Source organism: Methylobacterium sp. P5_C11 (assembly GCF_054049775.1).
This window is the reverse complement of the sequence record NZ_JBFULS010000017.1, coordinates 71,861-91,507: the sequence shown is the minus strand read 5'-3', so window position 1 is coordinate 91,507 and position 19,647 is coordinate 71,861. Positions and strand designations below refer to the sequence as shown.

The window sequence follows — 19,647 nt, the reverse complement described above, 5'->3', positions numbered from 1 at the left end:
CCCCTCAACCAAACTTCCGACCGTCGCAAGTTTCGCCCGTGGTCGGCCGGCTTGAGCAGCACCGCAGCGCGGCGTGCTTGATCGGCGATTCGCCTGTGATCACCTCCGAAACGCCGCCGGTCGGGTCGAGACGCCCGAGGCAAAGCCTAAACCATTGTTTTAAATCAGCTTTTATATTGACAACCGAGGACCCTCGAACTTGTGGATCTGGGGGTCCCCCGTTCGAGCCGGGGCGGTGGTACCATCTATTCAGAACGACTGCGCAAGGGGTTGGCGGATCGCCGGCCCCTTTTGCATGTGTGGATCCGCTTGGCCCGGGCCGCCCCCGCGCAGCCGAGCGCGCCGACACCGCGAGGACGGCGGACCGCCGGATCCCCAGCGAGTCACGGATCTCACGCCGGCGCGTCGTCGCTCGGCCAGCCGCGCGAAGCAGGCTTCGTCGGCCAATCCACGATATTCGCTTTGACGAATGTTATATATTCGCCACATTTCTCGACTCAAACTAACCGTCCCGCAGCCATTGACTGTCTCCATTCGCTCGAAGACCCGCATGGATCGCACGACACAGCAGGATCAGCTCGAGATCGTGAGCGCACTGGCGGCCTCGCTGGCCGATCGGATGCTTATGGAGCGCCTGACGCAGGGCACGCTGCCTCTGGCCAATGCCAGCCGCCTCTGGACCGCGTCGCGGCTGCTGGAGGCGCACGAGCGCCCCGTACCCCGCATTGTGGCGGACGTCCTGGAGCAGGTCCGGCATGCCGAGTCGGCGGAGGATCCGGACGGGACGGACATGGCGCCCGGGCCGGAGGCGACGGAGGAGAGGCCCAAAACCGCGCGCGCCCCGCGCAGGCGCCGGCTGACCCGCCTGCTCCGTCCGTTCCGGCAGCCAGCCGAGGCCTGACCCGCCCGTCGCAAGCTGGGCTCCGGGGGCGGTGCAGGGGAGCGCCGCGCCCTCGTTTCGGATCCGGAGTTTCCCCGGCGCGCCTGGAACGCTAAGAGCACCTCCGATCGCGGCGGCGGACCCCGCCGCGCGCGAACGGGCTCCGGGACACGAGAGATGAGCATCCCTGAACGGCGCGTGCGAACCCTCTTCGACGAGGCGGCCATCGCCAAGCGCAACGATGAACTCGCCGGGGAGATCCTGGCCGCGCGGCCCGAGAACCTGCTCGTCGTCGCGGTGCTCAAGGGCAGCTTCATGTTCGCCGCCGACCTCCTCCGGTCGCTGCACCGGGTCGGGCTCGCGCCGCAGGTCGAGTTCGTGCACCTGTCGAGCTACCGCACCGGGACCGTCTCCAGCGGGCAGGTCGAGATCTTGCGCGACGTGCAGAGCGAGGTGCGCGGGCGGGATGTCCTGCTCGTGGACGACATCCTGGAGTCGGGCCGAACCGTCGTCTTCGCCAAGGACCTGCTCATGGCCCGCGGCGCCCGGCGCGTGCTCACCGCCGTCCTGCTGGAGAAGCCCGGCAAGCGGGCCGTGACGATCGACGCGGATTTCGTTGGCTTCACCTGCCCCGACGTATTCGTCGTCGGCTACGGGATGGACGCCGCGCATGCCTTCCGGCAATTGCCCTTCGTCGGCGTGGTCGATTACGGGGACGGGGACCCGGATCTGTTCGACGCCTGAGGCCTCCGCGGCAGCGCGGCATTTTCGCCTCTGCGCAGGGCACGGCGGCCATTTCAGGGTGCGACGTCTTGACAGACGTCGATTCCGTCTATGTCTGTCGAGCCTTGCGCGTGCGCTTCACCGCGACGGGACGCGCGCAGCTTTCGGGGACGATTACGGAACCACATGGCGCGCATCCTCCTGGTGGATGACGAAGAGACCGTTCGGGGCTTCCTCAAGCGGGGGCTCGAGATCGACGGTCACGCGGTCGTCACCGCCAATGACGGCAGCGACGGGCTCGATCGCCTCAACGAGGCCGATGGCGGCTTCGATCTGATGCTGACCGACATCCGCATGCCGCTCATGGACGGCATCGCGCTGGCGCTGGCGGCCAAGCGCGATTTCCCGGACCTGACCATCCTGCTGATGACTGGCTTCGCCGATCAGCGCGAGCGGGCGCGCGGGCTCGACGCGATCGTCACCGACGTCCTGACCAAACCCTTCTCCCTGGCGGATCTGCGCGCCACGGTGAGGCGGGCGCTCGCGGCCTGAGGCGACCGGCCCGGCCAGGGCGCCGCGACAGCCGGTTCAGGCGACCTTAAACATTTCCCTTAGGTTGAGGTTCATGAAAGCGTGACAGTGTTCGTCTGACTGGATCAGACCGAGCACACCCTCGCCATGTATCGCCGGGACCGGGACATTGACGGAGCGCCGTATCAAGTCGGCCGCTATGCCGGGGAGCCGGACGATGCGGACTGGGATGAGGATCGGTACGAGCGTCGGCGTCCGCGCAAGGGTTTCTTCGGACACGTCGCCTCGGTGATCAAGCTCTCCGCCCTCGCGGTTCCGGCGGCGCTGTTCCTGTACGGCAGCTTCGCCGATTGCAGCGCCCGACCTGCGGCGGGCTGGCTCGGCCTCGTCGGCGCGGGAGCCTGCGCCCGCACCGAGATGCTCGGCAGCCTCCTCTCGATGCAGGACAACTTCGCGCTCCTGAAGCGGCTCACCAACTGAGCCCTCGGGCCGTCGTCCCGACACGATCCGCTCCGAACCGACCCCTGCGAGCCCACCATGTCCAGCCGCCCGCTCCTCCCCGCCACGTCCGGCCGCCCGCCCGATGCCCTCGAGGAGGCTCAGTTCCGCGCCCGCATGACGCGGGTCGGCTCGGACTTTGCCAATCGACCCGCGCGCCGGACCCGGACACTTCACCGCGGACGGGGCCTCCGGCTCGGCTGGAAGGGCTGGCTCGTCGTCGACGGTCTCGTCGTGCTTCTGGTCGTGGCCGGAGTGGTGACGTGGCCGCCGGTCCAGGCCTGCCGCAACCAGGAGCAGACAGTCGGATTCTATGCCGGCGATTCCGTCGGCAAGTGCGTCCGTCGCGGGATCGCCGACCGCCTCGATACCGCCGACCAGCGCCTCAAGAGCCTGATCCGCCGCTCAGGCTATTGAGGCTGGCCTCAACAGATCGTCGCGCTCTTCGGGTTGAGCGGCGGCACGGCGGCTGATAGCAAGCGTGTCGCGAGCCGGTGTAGCACAGCGGTAGTGCAGCGGTTTTGTAAACCGAATACCTGCCTCGCGCTCCCCGGCACATTCCGTATTTAGCTCAACCCTTTAAGCGTTCTCGGCGGGCGTAAACCGATACACCTGTGCCGACTTTTGTGCGGCCGCGTCCTTGGCGGCCTGGGCTTCCTCGGCCGTGCGGAAGGCCAGATAGCCCTCGGTCACTTTCAGGCTGGTGTGGCCGAGTTCGTGCTGCAGCTCGTAGATGCCGCCGCGCCCGGTCCGTAGGTAATCGACCGCGAACCGATGCCGAAGGTCGTGGAAGCGGAAGCGCCGGAACTCGGTGCCCTTCGTCGCCGCCTCCTCGGCAAGCTGCCGGCCGTAGAGGCTGAAGCGGGTCGCGACGTTGCGGAACGGCTGGCCGTCCGAGTGCCAGAACACCCGCCGCGTCACCATGCTGACCGGGATGTCCCGGAATAGGGCCACGGCCGCTTCGGACAGCGAGACCACGCGCCGCTTGTTGCCCTTGCCCAGAACGGAGATCGCCCCGCGCGCGAGGTCGACGTGCCGGCGCTCCAGGGTGACGAGTTCATCCTGACGGCAGCCGGTGAGCAGCGCCGCCCGGATCAGGAACTTGAAATTCCCTGGCGCGCGGTCGACCGCGATCGCGATGTCCCGATCCTCCGGCAGCACGATCGGGTTGCGCCGCTCCTTCATGCGCCGGCTCTGCTGCGCCTCCAGCGCCGGATTCCCACGCCGCCACTTCTCGTCCACCGCGAACGCCAGCACGCTCGACAGCGCGGTGAGGTCCCGGCGGATGGTGGCGGTGGTCACCTTCTGGGCGCGCCGTGCCTTGATGATCGCGGCCACGGTGTCGTCGTCGATCTCGTCGACGAACAGCCCCGTGAGGTGGGGATCCAGGATGTCGAGCGAGCCGAGGTATCGCTTGAAGGTGCGTTCGCCGATATGGTGAACGATGTAGGAGCCCCACTCCTTCAACGCGTCTTCCCAACGCTTACGGTCGTCGCCGAACGAGGCGGCGGCCGCTATGTGTGCGTGCTCCGCGGCCTGGCGGCTGCGCGCAACGACTGGATCACCTGTCTTGAGGCTGAACCGGTACTCTTTGCCGGCAACCGTGAAGCGCGCCCAGAGGGTGCTACCTCGCCAGTAGCAGCTCTCCGGGGCCTTCTTTCGATCTGTGGGCATGGTGGCTTGCTCTCCTGTTCAACAAGCCAGGCGCGGATCGCCGCTTCGTTGAACGTCCACAGGCGACCAACTTTCGCGGCGGACGGCAACTCGCGCCGCGTGGCGAGGCGCTGCACCGTTCGAATCGAGACGCCGAGAATGGCAGCCGCCTCGCCGATGTGGACGCGCTCCGGCGCACGGAAGGTGCGGGGCATCTTAGTCGCCTGGGAAAGGCGGCCCGTCATCATGCCGCCTCCGCGACACCGATAGCCAGGAGACGCGGGCCTCGACCTCGCCGAGGAAGGCGTTCACGGCGGCTTCGTCCCTCGCGATCTGCGCTTCGTCCCGGTGCATCCGCTTGACCCACAGCCGCAGCGCCGGTGGCACGCTGGGGTGCCAGGAGGCGAAGTCGCACCACGCCCGGCCCGTACAGGCCATCTGCCAGCGCATCTGCGGCCGGTGAGCCTCCGGGATCTCCCCGGCGAGCAGCGTTTCCAGATGGGTCCGCAGCGTCGGGCACTTGAACTCGACGAGACCGTCCGCTCCCACCATCCGGTCCGGGCTGGCCCCGGCCATGGCGATCGTCGGATGGTCCACGAACCCGACCTTCGCGCTGTCGACGCCGTACAGGAACTCGTAGGCGTCGCAGGCCTGCGGCTCCCGCTCCGAACCCTCGAGCATCGCGGCGGTCAGGTAATGCTGTATCGCGAGGCCCGTCAGCCGCTCGCCGACGAGTTCCATCAGGTAGGCCTCGCGCTCGGCCCGCGGCTTGCCGTCCTTGCGCAGTGCCAGCACGTCGGCGACGCGGGAGGCCGTGACCTTGCCGCAGCAGGCGTCCAGCCATTCGGCGCTGCCCTGGATCATCTCGGCCATGTCACCGGCCCTCCGGCCGGGCGCGCCGGGCGACAGCGCGGTCGATGGCGGCCAGGGCTTCGCCGTAGAGCGCGGCCGGCAGGTCCGGCACGCTCTCGACGTTGAAGACGCGCAGGAACTTCGCCGGGGCGATGCCGTGCTCGGTGAGGAGGTTGCGCAGGGTCTCGCCCTGTTCGTCCGAAATCACGTCCTCGGTCACGGCCCGCTCCGACGCCCCGTCGGTGTCGTCCGGGTCGTTGGTCAGTGCGATGTTGAAGACCTGCAGGACGAGGTAGCGGCGAGCATAGGTGATCGTCGACCCGATGCCCTGGATCGGCGTCTTGTTCGCCTTCCCCTGTGCGCCGGCCGTGTCGGGTGGCAGGTCGAGATGGTAGGCGCACTCGTGGCCGGCTTCATGGGCGCAGGTGCACTTCACCCGCAGATGCCCCTGGATCGGCGATGCCTCGGTGTCGAACGAGAGCGAGAATCCGTGCCGGGCGATGACCGGCTGCGTGATGCAGTATCTTGCGCGGCTGGCCGCCGACGCCACTACGGTCATCAACGCGGGCGCCTACGGCCGCACGATCCACGACCTTGCCGTCCGGCGCCGGCTGATTGGCATCGGCTCGCCGGGTCCGGCCAGTCATCTCGCCGGCCGCTCGGCGGCAGATGGCGGTGCCTGGATGCTGGAGCGCGTGCGCGGCCTGCGCGACGGCACGATCCCCTCGACCGCGATTCCCTCCGGCCTCGTCGAACTGGACCGCGCCACGAACGGGGGATTTCAGCGCGGGGAGCTGTGGATCCTGGCCGGGCGCCCCGGGACGGGGAAGACGGTCGCCATGACTACGCTGTCTCGACAAGCCGCCCGCCACGCCGGCGTGCTGGTCTTCCAGGCCGAGGTGACCCCCGAGCAGCAATGGGCTCGCTACCTCGCGGATCTCGCCTACCGGCCGGGCCATCCGCTGCCCTTCGGTCGGATCATGGCAGGACGGGACCTCGACGAAGAGGCCTTCGAGCGGGTCGAGCAGGCGCAAAAGTGGCTCGCCCAGCTGCACCTGCACGTCGACTACCGGTCGCCGATCTCGGTGGCGCAGATCGCCTTCGGGGTGAAGGCCGAGAAGCGCCGTCTCGCCAGGACGGAGATCCGCCTCGGCGTCGTGTTCATCGACTATCTGAAGTTCATCAAGGCCTCGGATCGCTACCAGGGTCAGCGCGTACTGGAGATTGGGGAGATCTCCGCCGCCCTCAAGCAGCTCGCCAAGGCCGAGGATGTCTGCGTGGTGCTGCTCGCGCAGCTCAACCGCGAGGTCGACAAGGAGGGCCGCGTCGACCGCCGCCCGGGCAAGGAGGACCTGCGCGACTCGGGCGAGCTGGAGCAGGACGCCGACGCGGACCTGCTGCTCTACCGCGAGGCCGTCTACCTCGATCGCAAGTTCAAGGCGACCAATGATCCCGAGACAGGTCAGCGCCTGATCGACAAGCAGAACAGCCTTGAACTGATCCTCGGCAAGAACCGCGCGGGTCCGACCCCGACCCTGCACCTGTGACGCGACATGGCCCATTCGGCCATCGCCCAGACGACGAGAGGGTCCCTCTGATGGCTCGCATCCGCACGATCAAACCTGAGTTCTGGACCTCCGAGCAGGTCATGGAATGCGCGCCGCTGGCGCGGCTGCTGTTCATCGGGCTGTGGAACTTCTGCGACGACGCCGGCCGAATGGCGCTGTCGCCGAAGCGGATCAAGGCGCAGATCCTGCCATCGGACGACGTCACGTCGTCGGACGTTCTCGGAATGCTGCAAGAATTGTCGGCGAACGGCCTGATACGGATCTATGTCCTTGAGGGAAAAAGTTTCTGGCCGTCACCGGCTAGCATCACCAGCGCATCGACAAGCCGCAGAAGCCGCTCACGCCCGAACCGCCGGCGCCCCATTCGCCGAATGATCCAAGAGCGTTCGGCGTAGGAAAAGGAAGGGAAAAGGAAGGGATAGAAACGGAGGATTCTTCCGGCGGCGGCGGCGGCTCACCCCCGCACGCGCCCGCGCGCGGGACCCCGCCCCGATCCGAACCGATTTCCGTCGCAGAGCGGGCATTACTGCCGGAGGCGGAYGCCGCCGCGCCGCCGTGGAACAGCCGGGAGAGCTTCGACCGTATCGAGGCCCGCTGCCGCGCGGCACTGCCCCGGGACTGGGTCCAGGATCCCGTCGTCGGGCCGATGGCGCGCCTGGTCGCGGATGGGATTGCCCTCGAGACCGAGATCGTCCCGGTGCTGCTCGACCTCGCCGCGGGTCGCAGGACGCCGATCCGCACGTGGTCGATGCTGGCCAACGTCGTCGCCGAGCGCGTCGCTGCCCAGCGCCAGGCTCGATCCGCCCAGGGCCTCGCGGCGACCCCGGCCGAGCCCCCCGATCCGGCCGAACTGGTCGATCTCGGCATCAGCGGGCGCCATCCCGAGGCGTTCCTGCGCGCGGTGCTCGACCGGTTCCAGCGCGATCCCGGCACCTGGATGGAGGGCGTGTTCGGCCCGCCGCCGGGCCAGCCCGGATGCCGGATCCCGCCGCGGCTGTTGATCGGCGAGGCCGCGTGATGGCGACGCGCAGGGCCGGCCTGCACGCCGCGGCCGATGTTGTTTCGTGCGATCGAGGGGCGTGACATGGGCAGGAAGCGCGGAACGAACGGATCCCGGATCCGAGCCGAACACGTGGTGCTCGACCAGAGTCTCACGTGGTTCGTCGTCCACACCCTGCCGCTCCACGAGGCCATGGCGGCCGAGGAGTTCGAGGGTCTGGCGATGGACTGGTGGCTGCCGCGGTACCGCGTCACCGTGGTCCGGCGCGGACGCAAGGTCGACACCCAGGCGATTTTCTTCGCCTCGTACCTGTTCGTCGGGCTCGATCGGCTGCGTCACGCCTCACGTTGGACGGAGCCGCTGTTCGACAGCCGGCACGTCATCGACGTGCTCGGCCAGCGCGCACCGCTGGAGATCCCGGGCTCCGTCCTGCAGGCCCTGGCCGATCGGATCGCGGGCGTCGACGAGACGGAGCGGGCGAAGCGCAGGCAGGAGGCCGCGTTGTTTCAGGTCGGCGAACTGCGCAGGATCTTGAACGGTCCGTTCATGTCGTTCTTCGCCGAGGACCATGACATTCTGAGCAATGGTATCGTACGCGCGGACGTCAGCATCTTCGGTCGAGCGACACCGGTCGAATTCGCACCCGACCAACTTGGAGATCCGTTGGCCGCTTGACTTCGACGACTGGATCGGAGTCTATCTCGATCGTGGACGGCCGGAACGTGAGCTGCGCTCGTTGGAGGGTGCGCCTGCCGGAACTACCGGATCACGTGTCAGCGTCGGGACGATCTGCCCACGCGCGACATGCCCAGCCCTGATTTTGCGCTTCTTCCTGACGCCAAACCGCAACGCTGCGCTTGGCTGCGGGCTGCCGCATCGAGGGAGTTTATTGCCCGTATGAAAAGCTGGCCCGCTGACCGAGTTGAGCGCCGGCCGGTCTCGGCACTTGTGCCCTATGCTCGCAACGCCAGAACGCATTCCGACGAGCAGACCGGTCAGATCGCAGCCTCGATCATGGAGTGGGGGTGGACGACGCCGGTGCTGGTCGACGAGGAGAGCAGGATCATCTCCGGTCACGGTCGGGTGCTTGCGGCGCTCAAGCTCGGGATCGCGGAGGTGCCAGTCATGGTCGCGCGAGGGTGGAGCGAGGCTCAACGCCGGGCATACGTAATCGCCGACAATCAACTTGCGGCGAACGCTGGCTGGAATCCAGATCTGCTGCGGGTCGAATTTAGCGCCCTCCAGGAACTGGATTTCGACATCGCGCTGACCGGGTTCTCGATCGAGTCCCTCGCAGACCTCATGGCCGAGCGCACGTCAGGGCTGACCGATCCCGACGACGTACCCGAGGCGCCCGTCGAACCGGTGACGCGACAAGGCGACTGTTGGAGCCTTGGCCGTCATCGCATCCTGTGCGGCGACAGCACCAACGCGAAAGACGTCAAAGGCGTACTCGCCGGTATTGCCCCGCACCTAATGGTGACCGACCCACCATATGGTGTCGAGTATGAGCCCAATTGGCGGAATCAGGTGAAGCGGACCAACGGCACGAGAGTCGCCGCTCGTGCGATCGGCCGGGTACTGAATGACGATCGAGCAGATTGGCGCGCAGCTTGGGCGCTATTCCCCGGCGACGTAGCGTATGTCTGGCACGCCAGCTTGTTTTCGCCACTGGTCGCAGACAGCCTGACCGCCAGCGATTTTGAATTACGCTCCAGCATCATCTGGGCGAAAGGGCGCTTCGCGATCGGGCGCGGCGACTACCATTGGCATCACGAGCCGTGCTGGTATGCAGTTCGTAAGGGGAAAAAGGGCCATTGGTCCGGCGACCGGAAGCAGTCCACGCTCTGGGAAATCAGCCACAGCAAATCCGAGACCGGGCACAGCACGCAAAAGCCCGTCGAGTGCATGAGGCGCCCGATCGAGAACAACTCCTCACCAGGGCAGGGTGTTTATGAGCCCTTTTGCGGCTCCGGTACAACGATCATAGCGGCTGAAATGACCGGTCGTGCCTGCCACGCCATCGAATTGAACCCCGCCTATGTCGATGTCACCGTGGTTCGTTGGCAAGCCTTCACCGGTCAGGAAGCATCCCTCGCCGAGACGGGTGAGTCCTTCGCACGAGTCAAGGCACGTGTGAGCGCCACGAAATGACCGACGAACCGGCGGCCCCTGGCGGTCGGCCACCCCATACGCCAACGGACAAGAGCCGACGTGAGGTCGAAGCCCTGTCTGGCTACGGAATTCCGGAGCACGAGATCGCCCGCGTCGTCGGTATCAGCAAGCCCACGCCGCTAAAGCATTACCGCGACGAGCTCGACCAGGGGATCACGAAAGCCAACGCGAAAGTCGCCGAGAGCCTGTTCAAAAAAGCGATCGGTGACGGCCCGCAGGCCGTCACAGCCGCAATCTACTGGGCCAAGACCCGCATGCGCTGGAAGGAGCCGGCGCAGTCACACGAGATCGCGAGGGCAAACGGCGGTCCGATTCAGCACGTCGACTTGTCCAAGGCGACTGATGAGCAACTGGCCGCGCTCGCCGCATTCTTCGGTCCGCTTGCCGCCGCCGGCGCAGATGCTGACGGCCATCGGGGCGGAGCAGGCGCGGCGTAGCGCGAAGGCCGAGCGGGAGCGGATCAGGACCCGCTGTGCGTCGCTCGCGAGCTTCGTCGAAGAGGCCTGGCACGTCCTGGAGCCCAACCAGCCCTACGTCCACGGCTGGCACATCGAGGCGCTCTGCGCGCATCTTGAGGCCATCACCCACGGGCGCTTCCTCGCCCTCGGCCTGGAGAACCGGCTGCTGATCAACGTCCCGCCGGGCACGATGAAGTCGCTCTTCGTCTCAGTGTTCTGGCCGGCCTGGGAATGGGGGCCGTGCTGCCTCGCGGGCCTGCGCTACCTCACGACCTCGTACAAGGAGGACTTCGTCAAACGCGACGCGCGGCGCATGCGCGATCTCGTGTCGAGCGCATGGTACCGAGCGCTCTGGCCCCACGTCGCGCTGTCCCGCTCAGGTGAGATCTCTTTCGCCAACACGGCGACCGGCTCGCGCGAGGGCATGCCATTCGCCTCGCTGACCGCGGGTCGCGGTGACCGGGTCATCATCGACGATCCCCACTCGACCGAGACCGCCGAGAGCGAGACGGAGCGCGAGCGGACGCTGCGCATTTTCCGCGAATCGGTGACGACGCGCCTCAACGACCCGGCGCGCTCGGCGATCGTGGTGATCATGCAGCGCCTCCACGAGCGCGACGTCTCGGGCGAGATCCTGCGGCTCGGGCTGGGCTACGTCCACCTGATGCTGCCGATGGAGTTCGAGCCGGACCGCGCCTGTCGGACGCCGATTTTCGCCGATCCGCGCACGCTGGACGGCGAGCTGCTGTTCCCCGAGCGCTTCCCGCGAGCGGTGGTCGAGCGCGACAAGGTCCCTCTCGGCGCCTACGCGGTGGCCGGTCAGTTCCAGCAGCGGCCGGCCCCGCGCGAGGGCGGACTCTTCGACCGGGCGGGCTTCGGGATCGTCGACGCGCTGCCGCCGATCGAGAAGTGGGTGCGCGCCTGGGACTTCGCCGGCACGAGGAAGCGGCCCGGCGCCGATCCGGACTGGACCGTCGGCGTGAGGATGGGCCGCGGCGCGGACAAGCGGTTCTACATCGCCGACGTGGTCCGCGTGCGCGAAACGCCAGGCAAGGTCCGCCAGCGGCTGATCAACACCGCCAGCCAGGACGGGGCCGCGGTCGGCATCCGGATCCCGAAGGATGCGGGGCAAGCCGGCATCGCGCAGGCCGAGGACTACGTCACGGCGCTCGCGGGCTTCATCGTCAGCGCGGTGGCGCCGACCGGCTCGAAGGAGGTGCGTGCCAAGCCGCTCTCCAGCCAGGTCGAGGTCGGCAACGTGATGCTGCTGCGTGCATCTTGGAATGAGTTATTTCTTGAGGAAGTCGGCCTTTTCCCGGCCGGCAGCCACGACGACCAGGTGGACGCGGCCGCCGACGCGTTCAACGAACTGGCGGGTGTGGCGCCGGGCGAGGGGTTGATCGCGTTCTATCGGCGGCAAATCGAGGTCGGGTCGGCGCCGGAAGCGCCGCATTATGGGTGGTCTATGCCGAGCGTGGCCAGTGGACGGGCGACGATTGAGCTGGTGGCGCCCGCCGGCACTGGAACGGTGATCGGCTTGTCTGGTGCTCGCTATACGCCTGATACGGATGGACGAATTGTCGTTTGGAGCGATGATGCCAGTCCACTCTGCGCCGCCGGCTTCAGCGATTTATCAAAGGCAGCTGGTAGATCTCTTTAGGCTGAATTTCTGCCCACTCGAATTTACGTATATTTTATACGAAAATGATTTTCGGGTTGTTACGGCATTTTTAGCCTATGCCTGATCAAGGCCATAGATCGAGACTCTATTGCTATAGAAAGCGCTGTCTACACAAAAATTCAGTCCGAAACGATTACGACGCTCGACATAATAATTTCTGAGTTCAAACCTGCAATTGGCAAAGAGGGATGTGAAGAGATGCAGTCAGTAATTATCGCTCGCCAACGCTAGCATCTGATATCAGAATCTTGCGCGGCGGTGCCGYGGTGTAATACTCCGATCTAACTTTCTGAAATATGTATTGATCATGCTGTATACAGTCTAAGTTGTTTTGCAAAAAAATAAATCATATTATCACAATGATGTTTCTGTTATGATGAAATGAATTTACGCAAGTAAAATGTCATTTATTTATACAGCAGTGTAATTTTTGTCGCTCAATTACGGCGATTTGTGTGCGCTTGACATGAACAACTCTGCTGTTATCCCTGGGCGCCCGGAACAAACAATCACCTAATTGCGATGTCGACGGCTGTTTTTGCTCGACACGCGATATGGCGAGCTTCGGTCAAAGCCGGACTTTATCCGCCTGGAGCGTGATAAAATTACAGTCAAGCATTCATTGGGCATGTCTACAAGGAGTTACCTAATTAGTACCACTGGAATTACTTCATCTATTTCCGCTGTTCTACCTGTAAGCCGTGCTGGCATGGTAACAGACAGCGCTAGCTTAAAGAATTCAGAAATCGGCAAAAATGATCAGTCAATAGATACGAGATCTGGACTGAGAATACACGCCAGCCAAGGCGATGCGATTTTATTTGCATCCAGCAAGACAAAAAGCTCGCAATATACAGAAAACAACAATGTTAATAATGGCAATCCCGAGGCCAGTAATACAAATAGAAATTCGCCTGCCGGAAATTCTGGCGGCGAAACTGTTTATCACGCAGCTATGGAACAAGATCCGACGGTACATCTTCCCGGAATTTCAGTCGGCCCAGGCTACCCGGTCGGCGGTTACCCTTCTTCTCATCCGAATGTGGGAGTTGGTGCGCGCTCCGGAGGAGGTGGAAACGGCGGATCGGCACCTGTTCAAAACAACAGTCATTCCAATCCCGCGTCTGCCGCCGAAGGCCGCACAAAGGTAAGCTGGCAAGAATCCTCAAAGGAGACATACGATAATCTATATGATGAAAATACAAGGAATGCGAAAATTGGAGATCACGATACGGGCGCTGTAGCGATAGGTGAGAACAGTGGTTCGGATCCGGATGGTTCCATCTGGTCGCGCGAGCGGATTATCTTTCATACAGAGAAAGGGACCTTCTTTGCAGTGCCATCCGTCCCGGAAGATGTCGTTGTCGCGAGATTTGTCGACGGAAATCTTGAAGTGACCACTCAAACACCGGCTTAAAATCGTCAGCCTGTGACTGTATCTCACCGATGACGATGATCACTTATATATCGTTGCCAGTGAGTTAATTAATCTTTGGTTTTTCTCGGAGCACTACAGAAATCTCAAGAACTTCAGTGAGTGCTCCGAGGGACTTTCTTCTACAATAAATGGTCAAAAATGATCCTCTGATCATGATCATCAAAGGAAATGATAAATATGGCGCGCAGTAAAAAATCAAATCTGTTTAAAATATCGATCTCATCTGTTCTTTATATGTCCGCCGTGAGCGCTTACCCAGCTGAAATGATCAGCGATAATCAAGCTCAGCCGCGAAGTACAGGTGAAACGACTGATAAGTCAAACAAACTCTTAGTCGAGCTTCCCACTCGCATCTTATCGTCAGAAGAAGGCATTGAAATCGATGAGACCGGCGTAAATTTCCTTCCAGACGAGTCTGGAGTAGCCTGCTTCACTAAACTTGGTCGCTTCCATACAGATGATCGTGGCATACATATCAAGTACAGAAAACGGGCGCCGGAAATTTATATCCATAGCGAGTTCGATAGAAAATCAAACAATTACCACATCGTTTTCGGTAATAATTTTTGTCGTTATACTCTGACAATCCAGCGTGAAATCAAAAAATCTGGCCAATGGAAATCTTCAACCGTGTCAGATTGATTGTATTAAAGTATTTTTTTATCTTACATGTTGATGCGAAAGTATAAATTATCTGTCCGCGCACTGCTTCGGACTTTCCGTCTCGGCCAGCCGAGCGGGCGGAGCCGAACACACCATATCTGCAGCTTGCCGCCGGACTCACGGTCGGCCGTAGCCCATGGCGTTTGCTCACGGGATGCCGTCACAAGTTGCCGAATGATGATATCGGAAGTCGCCCACCAATCCTGAAACTGTGATCATTTGCGGTCTCGTGCCGTCTAGTAACATTCTGGCGCTTCGCCGAAGGGCACCCTCATTTGGCCTCATCGACACGCGGCGGCGCGGCGGGCGTGTTGCTGGCCCCAATGGCATACACCCTGACCTACGGTAGCGCCGGCTCTGGCTCAATGGCGGCCCACGAGCTTGGCTGGTTCGGCCCGTCCGCGCCGATGCGCCCCTCGGCTCCCGCAGAGATCGCAGGCCGCCGCTTCGACTACCCGACTGGTTACAACCTCAACACCACGGCGCGGGCCTACGAGCCGGTCTCGTTCGCGCAGCTGCGCCGCCTCGCCGACGGCTATGACCTGCTGCGGCTGGTGATCGAGACGCGCAAGGACCAAGCGGCCCGCATGAAGTGGACGATCAAGGCGCGCGACGCGGGACGGTCGTCCAGTGCGAAGGCCGCGGCGATCACCGCGTTCCTCGCCAAGCCCGACGGCGTGCATCCCTGGACCGACTGGCTGCGCATGGGCCTGGAGGACGTGCTCGTCCTCGACGCCTGGACGACCTTCAAGCAGCGCTCTCGCGCAGGCGACCTCCTCGCCCTTGAGCCGATCGACGGTGCCACCATCAAGCCGATCCTCGGCGAAGACGGTCGCGTGCCGACGCCGTGGGTGCAGAGCGGCGAGACCGTCTGGCCCGAGGCCTACCAGCAGATCCTCAAGGGCCTTCCGGCGGTGAACTACACCGCCCACGAGCTGCTCTACCGCCCGCGCAACCTGCGCACCGACCGCGTCTACGGCTTCTCGCCGGTCGAGCAGGTGATGACCACCGTCAACATCGCCCTGCGCCGGCAGGTCATGACCCTGGAGTACTTCACCAGCGGCACCGTGCCGGACGCGCTGATCGGCGTCCCCGAGACCTGGGGGCCGGACCAGATCGCGACCTACCAGACCTACTGGGACTCGCTGTTCACCGACAACCTGGCTGCCCGGCGGCGCGCCCGGTTCGTGCCCGGCAAGGTCGCGCTCCACCAGACGAGCGAGCCGCAGCTCAAGGGCGAGTTCGACGAGTGGCTGTCCCGAGTGGTGTGCTTCGCTTTCTCGGTCTCGCCCCAGGCGCTGATCAAGCAGATGAACCGGGCCTCGGCCGACACGCAGAAGGAACTCGCCGAGGAGGAGGGCCTCGCGCCGCTGCTCGACTGGATCAAGGGCGTCCTCGACGACGTGATCGCCGACGACCTCGCCGCGCCCGAGCTGGAGTTCGCGTGGCAGGAGGACGAGCAGATCGACGAGGCCGCGCAGGCCGAGCGCCTGCGCGGGCTGACTGCAGGCGGGCTGATGCGGCTCAACGAGGGCCGCAAGATCCTGGGCCTCGATCCCGATCCGAGCCCGGCTGCCGACGTCCTGATGGTGATGACCGGCACGGGCCTCGTGCCGATCGACGCGAACACGCTGGCGGGCAAGAAGGCGGCGCTCGACGCGTTCGGGCCGCCGCCCGCGTCGGGCACGTTCGGCGCGGCGCCGGAAGAGCCGGATGATCGCGACGACGGCCCCGCGGCTGCGGTCGCCAAGCTGCTCACCAAGTTCGACGACGCCCAGCCGCGGGACGCACACGGCCGCTGGACCGATGGGAGCGTAGGCGGCGAAGCGGATGAGGCCGCCGAGCGCGCCGCGTTCAAGCGCACCGTCCTGCGCACCGCGATCGGCGGGGCGGTGATCGCCGGGGGCGCGATCGTCACGGCCGCGTCCGGCGGCACCGTGCCGGCCGCGGTCGAAGCGGCGGTCTGGATCGCCGAGAACTACCTGCTCGGCGACGCGCTGGTCACGGCTGGCCGCCATATCGGCGCGCATCTCGGCTACGACGACGAGGAGGTCGCGCACATGCTCGACCACCTCGCCGGCGCGGTCGGGTTCGGCAAAGCGTCCGGGAACGCCGCCGCGGGCGAACGGATCCGAGACCGGCTCAGCGAGGTGGTGGGCGCCGCGCTCGACGCGATGATCGCTTCCATCCGCGAAGCCGGCCTCGACGCCGACCGCCGCAGCGCCATCGTGGCTGCCCTGGAGGATCTGCGCGGCCGCCTCACGGCGCGGATCGCCCATTTGCCAGCGCCGGCCCACAAGGCCGTCGGTGCGGAACTCACGAAGCGCCGGGTGTGGAGGCCGGCCGATCCCGTCCCTTTCGACCGGCCGGCCACGCGCCGGGCGATGCATGCGATTGCGGAGCGGCTGGAGAGAGCCCTGGCTGCTACCAGCTCTGACGTGGTCGCCGGGCTCCGCGGGCTCTTCAAGCTCGCCAAGGTCGGACCGGAGCCCGACGACGTCGACGCATTGCGCCGCGCGCTGGACGCCTTTCTCGACGAGTTCGACTTCACGGATCTACGCGCGGTCGCGCCGGAGGTGGCCGACGAACTTGAGGCCGTCGCGGCTGATGCGGGTCGCCGCGCGCTGGCGCAGATTGGCGCAGCCAGCCGCGCCCAACTGGTCGAGCGCGTGAACACCCGAGCGGTCGCCGCGGCGCGGACCCGCGCGGCCGAGATGGTCGGGATGCGCTTCGACGCCGACGGGCGGCTCGTGCCGTCGGCCGACGCGCGGATGGTGATCACCGAGGCGACCCGCACGCGGCTGCGCGAGACCATCGCGTCGGGCCTGGAGCACAACGTCGGTCTCGACGCCATCGCGGAGGCGATCGAGGCGGACTACGCCTTCTCGGCAGAGCGGGCAGCACGCATCGCCGAGTACGAGGTGGCCAGCGCCAACGGTGCGGCGTCGCTGGAGAGCTACCGGGGGCGGTCGAGGACGGCATCGCGGTCCGCAAGGCGTGGTGGGCCGAGGAGGGCTGCTGCGCGGTCTGCCAGGCCAACGCGGATGCCGGCGCGGTCGAGCTCAACGACGCATTCCCGAGCGGGGACGACACAACGCCCGCGCATCCGTCATGTCGCTGTGTGGTGGTGCCTGTCGTCGAGGACGACGCGTCGATCGACAAAGCGTTCGACCCGTCGAAGCATCCGCGGGATCCGGACACGGGCGAATTCTCAGGCGCGGGTGGATCGGGACGGGCGGCCAAGCGGCTCGCGACGCGGGCCCTGGCCGACCGGTCGCACCAAGACGTGCTGGATCTCGGACGCGTTCACGGCGATCGCTTCTCGACTCACGCCGGGCGGAATGTGGATGGATGGCGACACGGCGTCACCGCCGAGTTCGTCCGGCACATCGACCGTCGGCACGGCCCCGGCAGTGGAGCCCCCAACCCGATCGTTCCGGCCGATTACAGCAACCTTCCGCGGCTGCTCCGGCACGGTTCGGTGGCGCGAGGCGGCAAGACGCGCGGACAGGGCCTGCAGGGCGTCGTCGTCCGGCACACGATCCGCGGGCAGACGTACGAGGCCGTTCTGGCCGTGCGCAAGCGGACGGGATCGCTCACGCTGCACACGTTCTACAAGGTCGGGGTTTAGAGGTGGCGCGGCCCGCTGACGCCGCGTGCCCGATCTCGCGATCGCCCTTGGGCTTGACGTCCGAAACGGTCGACGGGTCCGCGCCTGAGTAAAAGCTACGCCGGTCGGGTTGCGAACTCAAGCAACGTGAAGATGTAGATCTGCTGCGCTGCCGTACTGACGCGAAATCACTCGAGCCCACGGCTGGACCGATTGGTGGCTGATCAACAATGGTCTATCCCGTCGGAGCCTCACATGCCCGAGCTGTCCCTGTTCCTGCCGCTGACGAAGGTCGATGCGGCCAACCGGCTCGTCTACGGCCTCGCCACCGCCGAGGCCCCGGATCGCGCCGGCGAGATCTGCGACTACACCTCGACGAAGCCGTTCTACGAGAAGTGGTCGGGCGGCATCGCTAAGGCGACCGACGGCCGCTCGCTCGGCAACCTGCGGGCGATGCACGGCAAGATCGCGGCCGGCAAGGTCACGCAGATCGCCTTCAACGACGACGCCAGGCAGATCGAGATCTGCGCGAAGGTGGTCGACGACGCGGAATGGAAGAAGGTCGAGGAGGGGGTCTACACGGGCTTCTCGCAGGGCGGCGCCTACGCCAAGCGCTGGCGGGGCGAGGACGGCCTGATGCGCTACACGGCCGACCCGAGCGAGGTCAGCCTCGTCGATCTGCCCTGCCTGCCCTCGGCGACGTTCCAGGTCTTGAAGAGCGACGGCGCGGCCGAGACGCGGGCCTTCGCCGTGTCCGTGCGGATCGCCCCGCCGCCCGAGCCGACCAATGCGGCCGTCTTCGCCAAGGCCGAGAATCTCGCCGCGGCGGCCGGTCGGCCGGGCGAGGTCGGCGACCTCGTGGCGCCGGCGCGCGAGGCCCTCGTGAAGGCTGCGGAGGTCGAGGCGCTGGCCAAGGCGCGGCTAGCTTCCGAGCCCACCGGGTCCGCGCCCGCGAGCGAGGGCGCGGTCGAGCAGGTATGGAAAGCCAAGGACGGCAGCACCTTCGCCAAGAAGGCGGACGCACTGGCCCACAACGCGCGCACGGATGCAGACGCCTCGGCCCGGGCTTCGGCCGGTCCGGTGCTCGACGCGCTGTCCGATCTCGGGAAGCAACTCGGGGCTACGGACGGAGAGGCGGTCGGCTCCGCTAGCGCCGGGCAATCCCATAAGCGGCGGCGCACCGATCCCGCCAAGGCGGACCTCGCCAAGGATCTCTACGGCGTGTCGCGGCTGGCGGTGCTGCTGAGCGAGATCAGGAGCATGGTCGGCTCGGCGGTGTTCGACGCGGTCTACGCCGATGGCGACGCGGCGTTGCCCCGGCAGATGCAGGCCTGGGCGACCCAGGGGGTGTCGCTCCTGCAGGCGATGGTGGCGACCGAGATGGCCGACCTGATGGGCGACGCGCCGAGCGACGCGGCGATGGCGCTCGCCGCCGGGCCGCTGTCGGATGTCGCCTATGACGCGCTGGTGAAGGCGGTCGCCGCCGACAGCCCGGCCGGGCAGGCGCTGGCCAAGGTCGGAGCACGCAACAGCCGAGCGGACCGGGAGCGGATCCAGCGCATGCATGACGATGCCTGCAGCCTGAGGGCGACCTGCGGACAGGCCGAGAAGGTGGCCGGCGGCGATCTCGCAAAGGGGGGCGACGCAATCGAGGCCGTACGCGCCGAACTCACCAAGATGACCGGTCAGCGCGACGCGCTGCAGCAGACGCTGACCGACGAGGTGCTGCCGCAGATCGCCGCCCTGGCGAAGATGGTGGGCGACCAGCCTGTGCCGCGCCACCTCGTGGGCCGCGCCGTCACGAAGGGTACGGAGGGTATCTCTGGCGCGTCAGACGCTCCATCGGCCGACGCGATCCGCATCACCTCGCGAAGATGAGCCCCGAGGCGCGCGCGGATCTGCTGATCAAGGTCTCTC

Annotated in this window: 18 protein-coding genes, 1 tRNA gene and 2 pseudogenes; 17 read left to right on the top strand and 4 right to left on the bottom strand. The window is 65.6% G+C overall.

Annotated features, from left to right (window positions below):
- Positions 1-550 precede the first annotated feature (550 nt).
- From ACXJKQ_RS11890 to ACXJKQ_RS11865, 6 genes are all read left to right on the top strand, one after another.
- Positions 551-901, top strand: a complete 351-nt coding sequence (locus ACXJKQ_RS11890) for a hypothetical protein (RefSeq protein ID WP_457105946.1) — start codon at positions 551-553, stop codon at positions 899-901.
- 156 nt (positions 902-1,057) lie between these two features.
- Complete coding sequence (hpt, locus tag ACXJKQ_RS11885) at positions 1,058-1,624, top strand: hypoxanthine phosphoribosyltransferase (protein WP_457105945.1); 567 nt, start codon at positions 1,058-1,060, stop codon at positions 1,622-1,624.
- Positions 1,625-1,789: 165 nt separating this feature from the next.
- On the top strand, positions 1,790-2,155 hold the full coding sequence (locus ACXJKQ_RS11880) for a response regulator (protein WP_007567202.1): 366 nt from the start codon (positions 1,790-1,792) through the stop codon (positions 2,153-2,155).
- Between the two features lie 126 nt (positions 2,156-2,281).
- The gene (locus tag ACXJKQ_RS11875; protein WP_457105944.1) at positions 2,282-2,614 is read left to right on the top strand and encodes a hypothetical protein; all 333 of its coding nucleotides are present in this window, start codon (positions 2,282-2,284) and stop codon (positions 2,612-2,614) included.
- A 57-nt stretch (positions 2,615-2,671) separates the two neighbouring features.
- Positions 2,672-3,049, top strand: coding sequence for a hypothetical protein (locus ACXJKQ_RS11870; protein WP_457105943.1), 378 nt, complete (start codon positions 2,672-2,674; stop codon positions 3,047-3,049).
- 73 nt (positions 3,050-3,122) lie between these two features.
- Positions 3,123-3,188, top strand: a tRNA-Thr gene (locus ACXJKQ_RS11865).
- Positions 3,189-3,211: 23 nt separating this feature from the next.
- Here the strand turns inward: ACXJKQ_RS11865 and ACXJKQ_RS11860 are convergent.
- The 4 genes and pseudogenes from ACXJKQ_RS11860 to ACXJKQ_RS11845 form a co-directional block, all read right to left on the bottom strand.
- The gene (locus tag ACXJKQ_RS11860; protein ID WP_457105942.1) at positions 3,212-4,306 is read right to left on the bottom strand and encodes a tyrosine-type recombinase/integrase; all 1,095 of its coding nucleotides are present in this window, start codon (positions 4,304-4,306) and stop codon (positions 3,212-3,214) included.
- Between the two features lie 35 nt (positions 4,307-4,341).
- Positions 4,342-4,500, bottom strand: a pseudogene (locus ACXJKQ_RS11855) (helix-turn-helix domain-containing protein); the annotation flags it as partial.
- Between the two features lies 1 nt (position 4,501).
- Entirely contained in the window at positions 4,502-5,158 is a 657-nt protein-coding gene (locus tag ACXJKQ_RS11850; RefSeq protein WP_457105941.1) for a lambda exonuclease family protein, read from the bottom strand.
- A 1-nt stretch (position 5,159) separates the two neighbouring features.
- Complete coding sequence (locus ACXJKQ_RS11845) at positions 5,160-5,696, bottom strand: ERF family protein (protein WP_457105940.1); 537 nt, start codon at positions 5,694-5,696, stop codon at positions 5,160-5,162.
- Between ACXJKQ_RS11845 and ACXJKQ_RS11840 the strand changes: the two are divergent.
- From ACXJKQ_RS11840 to ACXJKQ_RS11790, 11 genes and pseudogenes are all read left to right on the top strand, one after another.
- Positions 5,650-6,684, top strand: a pseudogene (locus ACXJKQ_RS11840) (replicative DNA helicase); the annotation flags it as partial. The gene ACXJKQ_RS11845 and the pseudogene ACXJKQ_RS11840 overlap by 47 nt on opposite strands.
- Before the next feature lie 50 nt (positions 6,685-6,734).
- Positions 6,735-7,100 (top strand): hypothetical protein, encoded by a 366-nt coding sequence (locus ACXJKQ_RS11835; protein WP_457105939.1) that lies wholly within the window; start codon positions 6,735-6,737, stop codon positions 7,098-7,100.
- Positions 7,101-7,351: 251 nt separating this feature from the next.
- Complete coding sequence (locus ACXJKQ_RS11830; protein WP_457105938.1) at positions 7,352-7,723, top strand: hypothetical protein; 372 nt, start codon at positions 7,352-7,354, stop codon at positions 7,721-7,723.
- Positions 7,724-7,759: 36 nt separating this feature from the next.
- A complete protein-coding gene (gene nusG / locus ACXJKQ_RS11825) occupies positions 7,760-8,380 on the top strand; it encodes a transcription termination/antitermination protein NusG (RefSeq protein ID WP_457105937.1) in 621 nt (206 codons plus the stop codon).
- A gap of 222 nt (positions 8,381-8,602) precedes the next feature.
- Positions 8,603-9,859 (top strand): site-specific DNA-methyltransferase, encoded by a 1,257-nt coding sequence (locus tag ACXJKQ_RS11820; RefSeq protein ID WP_457105949.1) that lies wholly within the window; start codon positions 8,603-8,605, stop codon positions 9,857-9,859.
- On the top strand, positions 9,856-10,317 hold the full coding sequence (locus tag ACXJKQ_RS11815) for a hypothetical protein (RefSeq protein ID WP_457105936.1): 462 nt from the start codon (positions 9,856-9,858) through the stop codon (positions 10,315-10,317). The genes ACXJKQ_RS11820 and ACXJKQ_RS11815 overlap by 4 nt, the downstream gene beginning before the upstream one ends.
- Positions 10,280-11,998, top strand: coding sequence for a phage terminase large subunit (gene terL / locus ACXJKQ_RS11810; RefSeq protein WP_457105935.1), 1,719 nt, complete (start codon positions 10,280-10,282; stop codon positions 11,996-11,998). The genes ACXJKQ_RS11815 and terL overlap by 38 nt, the downstream gene beginning before the upstream one ends.
- Before the next feature lie 730 nt (positions 11,999-12,728).
- Positions 12,729-13,436, top strand: coding sequence for a hypothetical protein (locus ACXJKQ_RS11805; RefSeq protein WP_457105934.1), 708 nt, complete (start codon positions 12,729-12,731; stop codon positions 13,434-13,436).
- Positions 13,437-13,634: 198 nt separating this feature from the next.
- Positions 13,635-14,099 carry a hypothetical protein gene (locus tag ACXJKQ_RS11800; RefSeq protein ID WP_457105933.1) on the top strand — a complete coding sequence of 155 codons (465 nt, stop codon included), beginning with the start codon at positions 13,635-13,637 and terminating at the stop codon, positions 14,097-14,099.
- Positions 14,100-14,485: 386 nt separating this feature from the next.
- Entirely contained in the window at positions 14,486-17,770 is a 3,285-nt protein-coding gene (locus ACXJKQ_RS11795) for a phage portal protein (protein ID WP_457105932.1), read from the top strand.
- A 215-nt stretch (positions 17,771-17,985) separates the two neighbouring features.
- Positions 17,986-19,608 carry a hypothetical protein gene (locus ACXJKQ_RS11790; RefSeq protein ID WP_457105931.1) on the top strand — a complete coding sequence of 541 codons (1,623 nt, stop codon included), beginning with the start codon at positions 17,986-17,988 and terminating at the stop codon, positions 19,606-19,608.
- Positions 19,609-19,647: the final 39 nt, after the last annotated feature.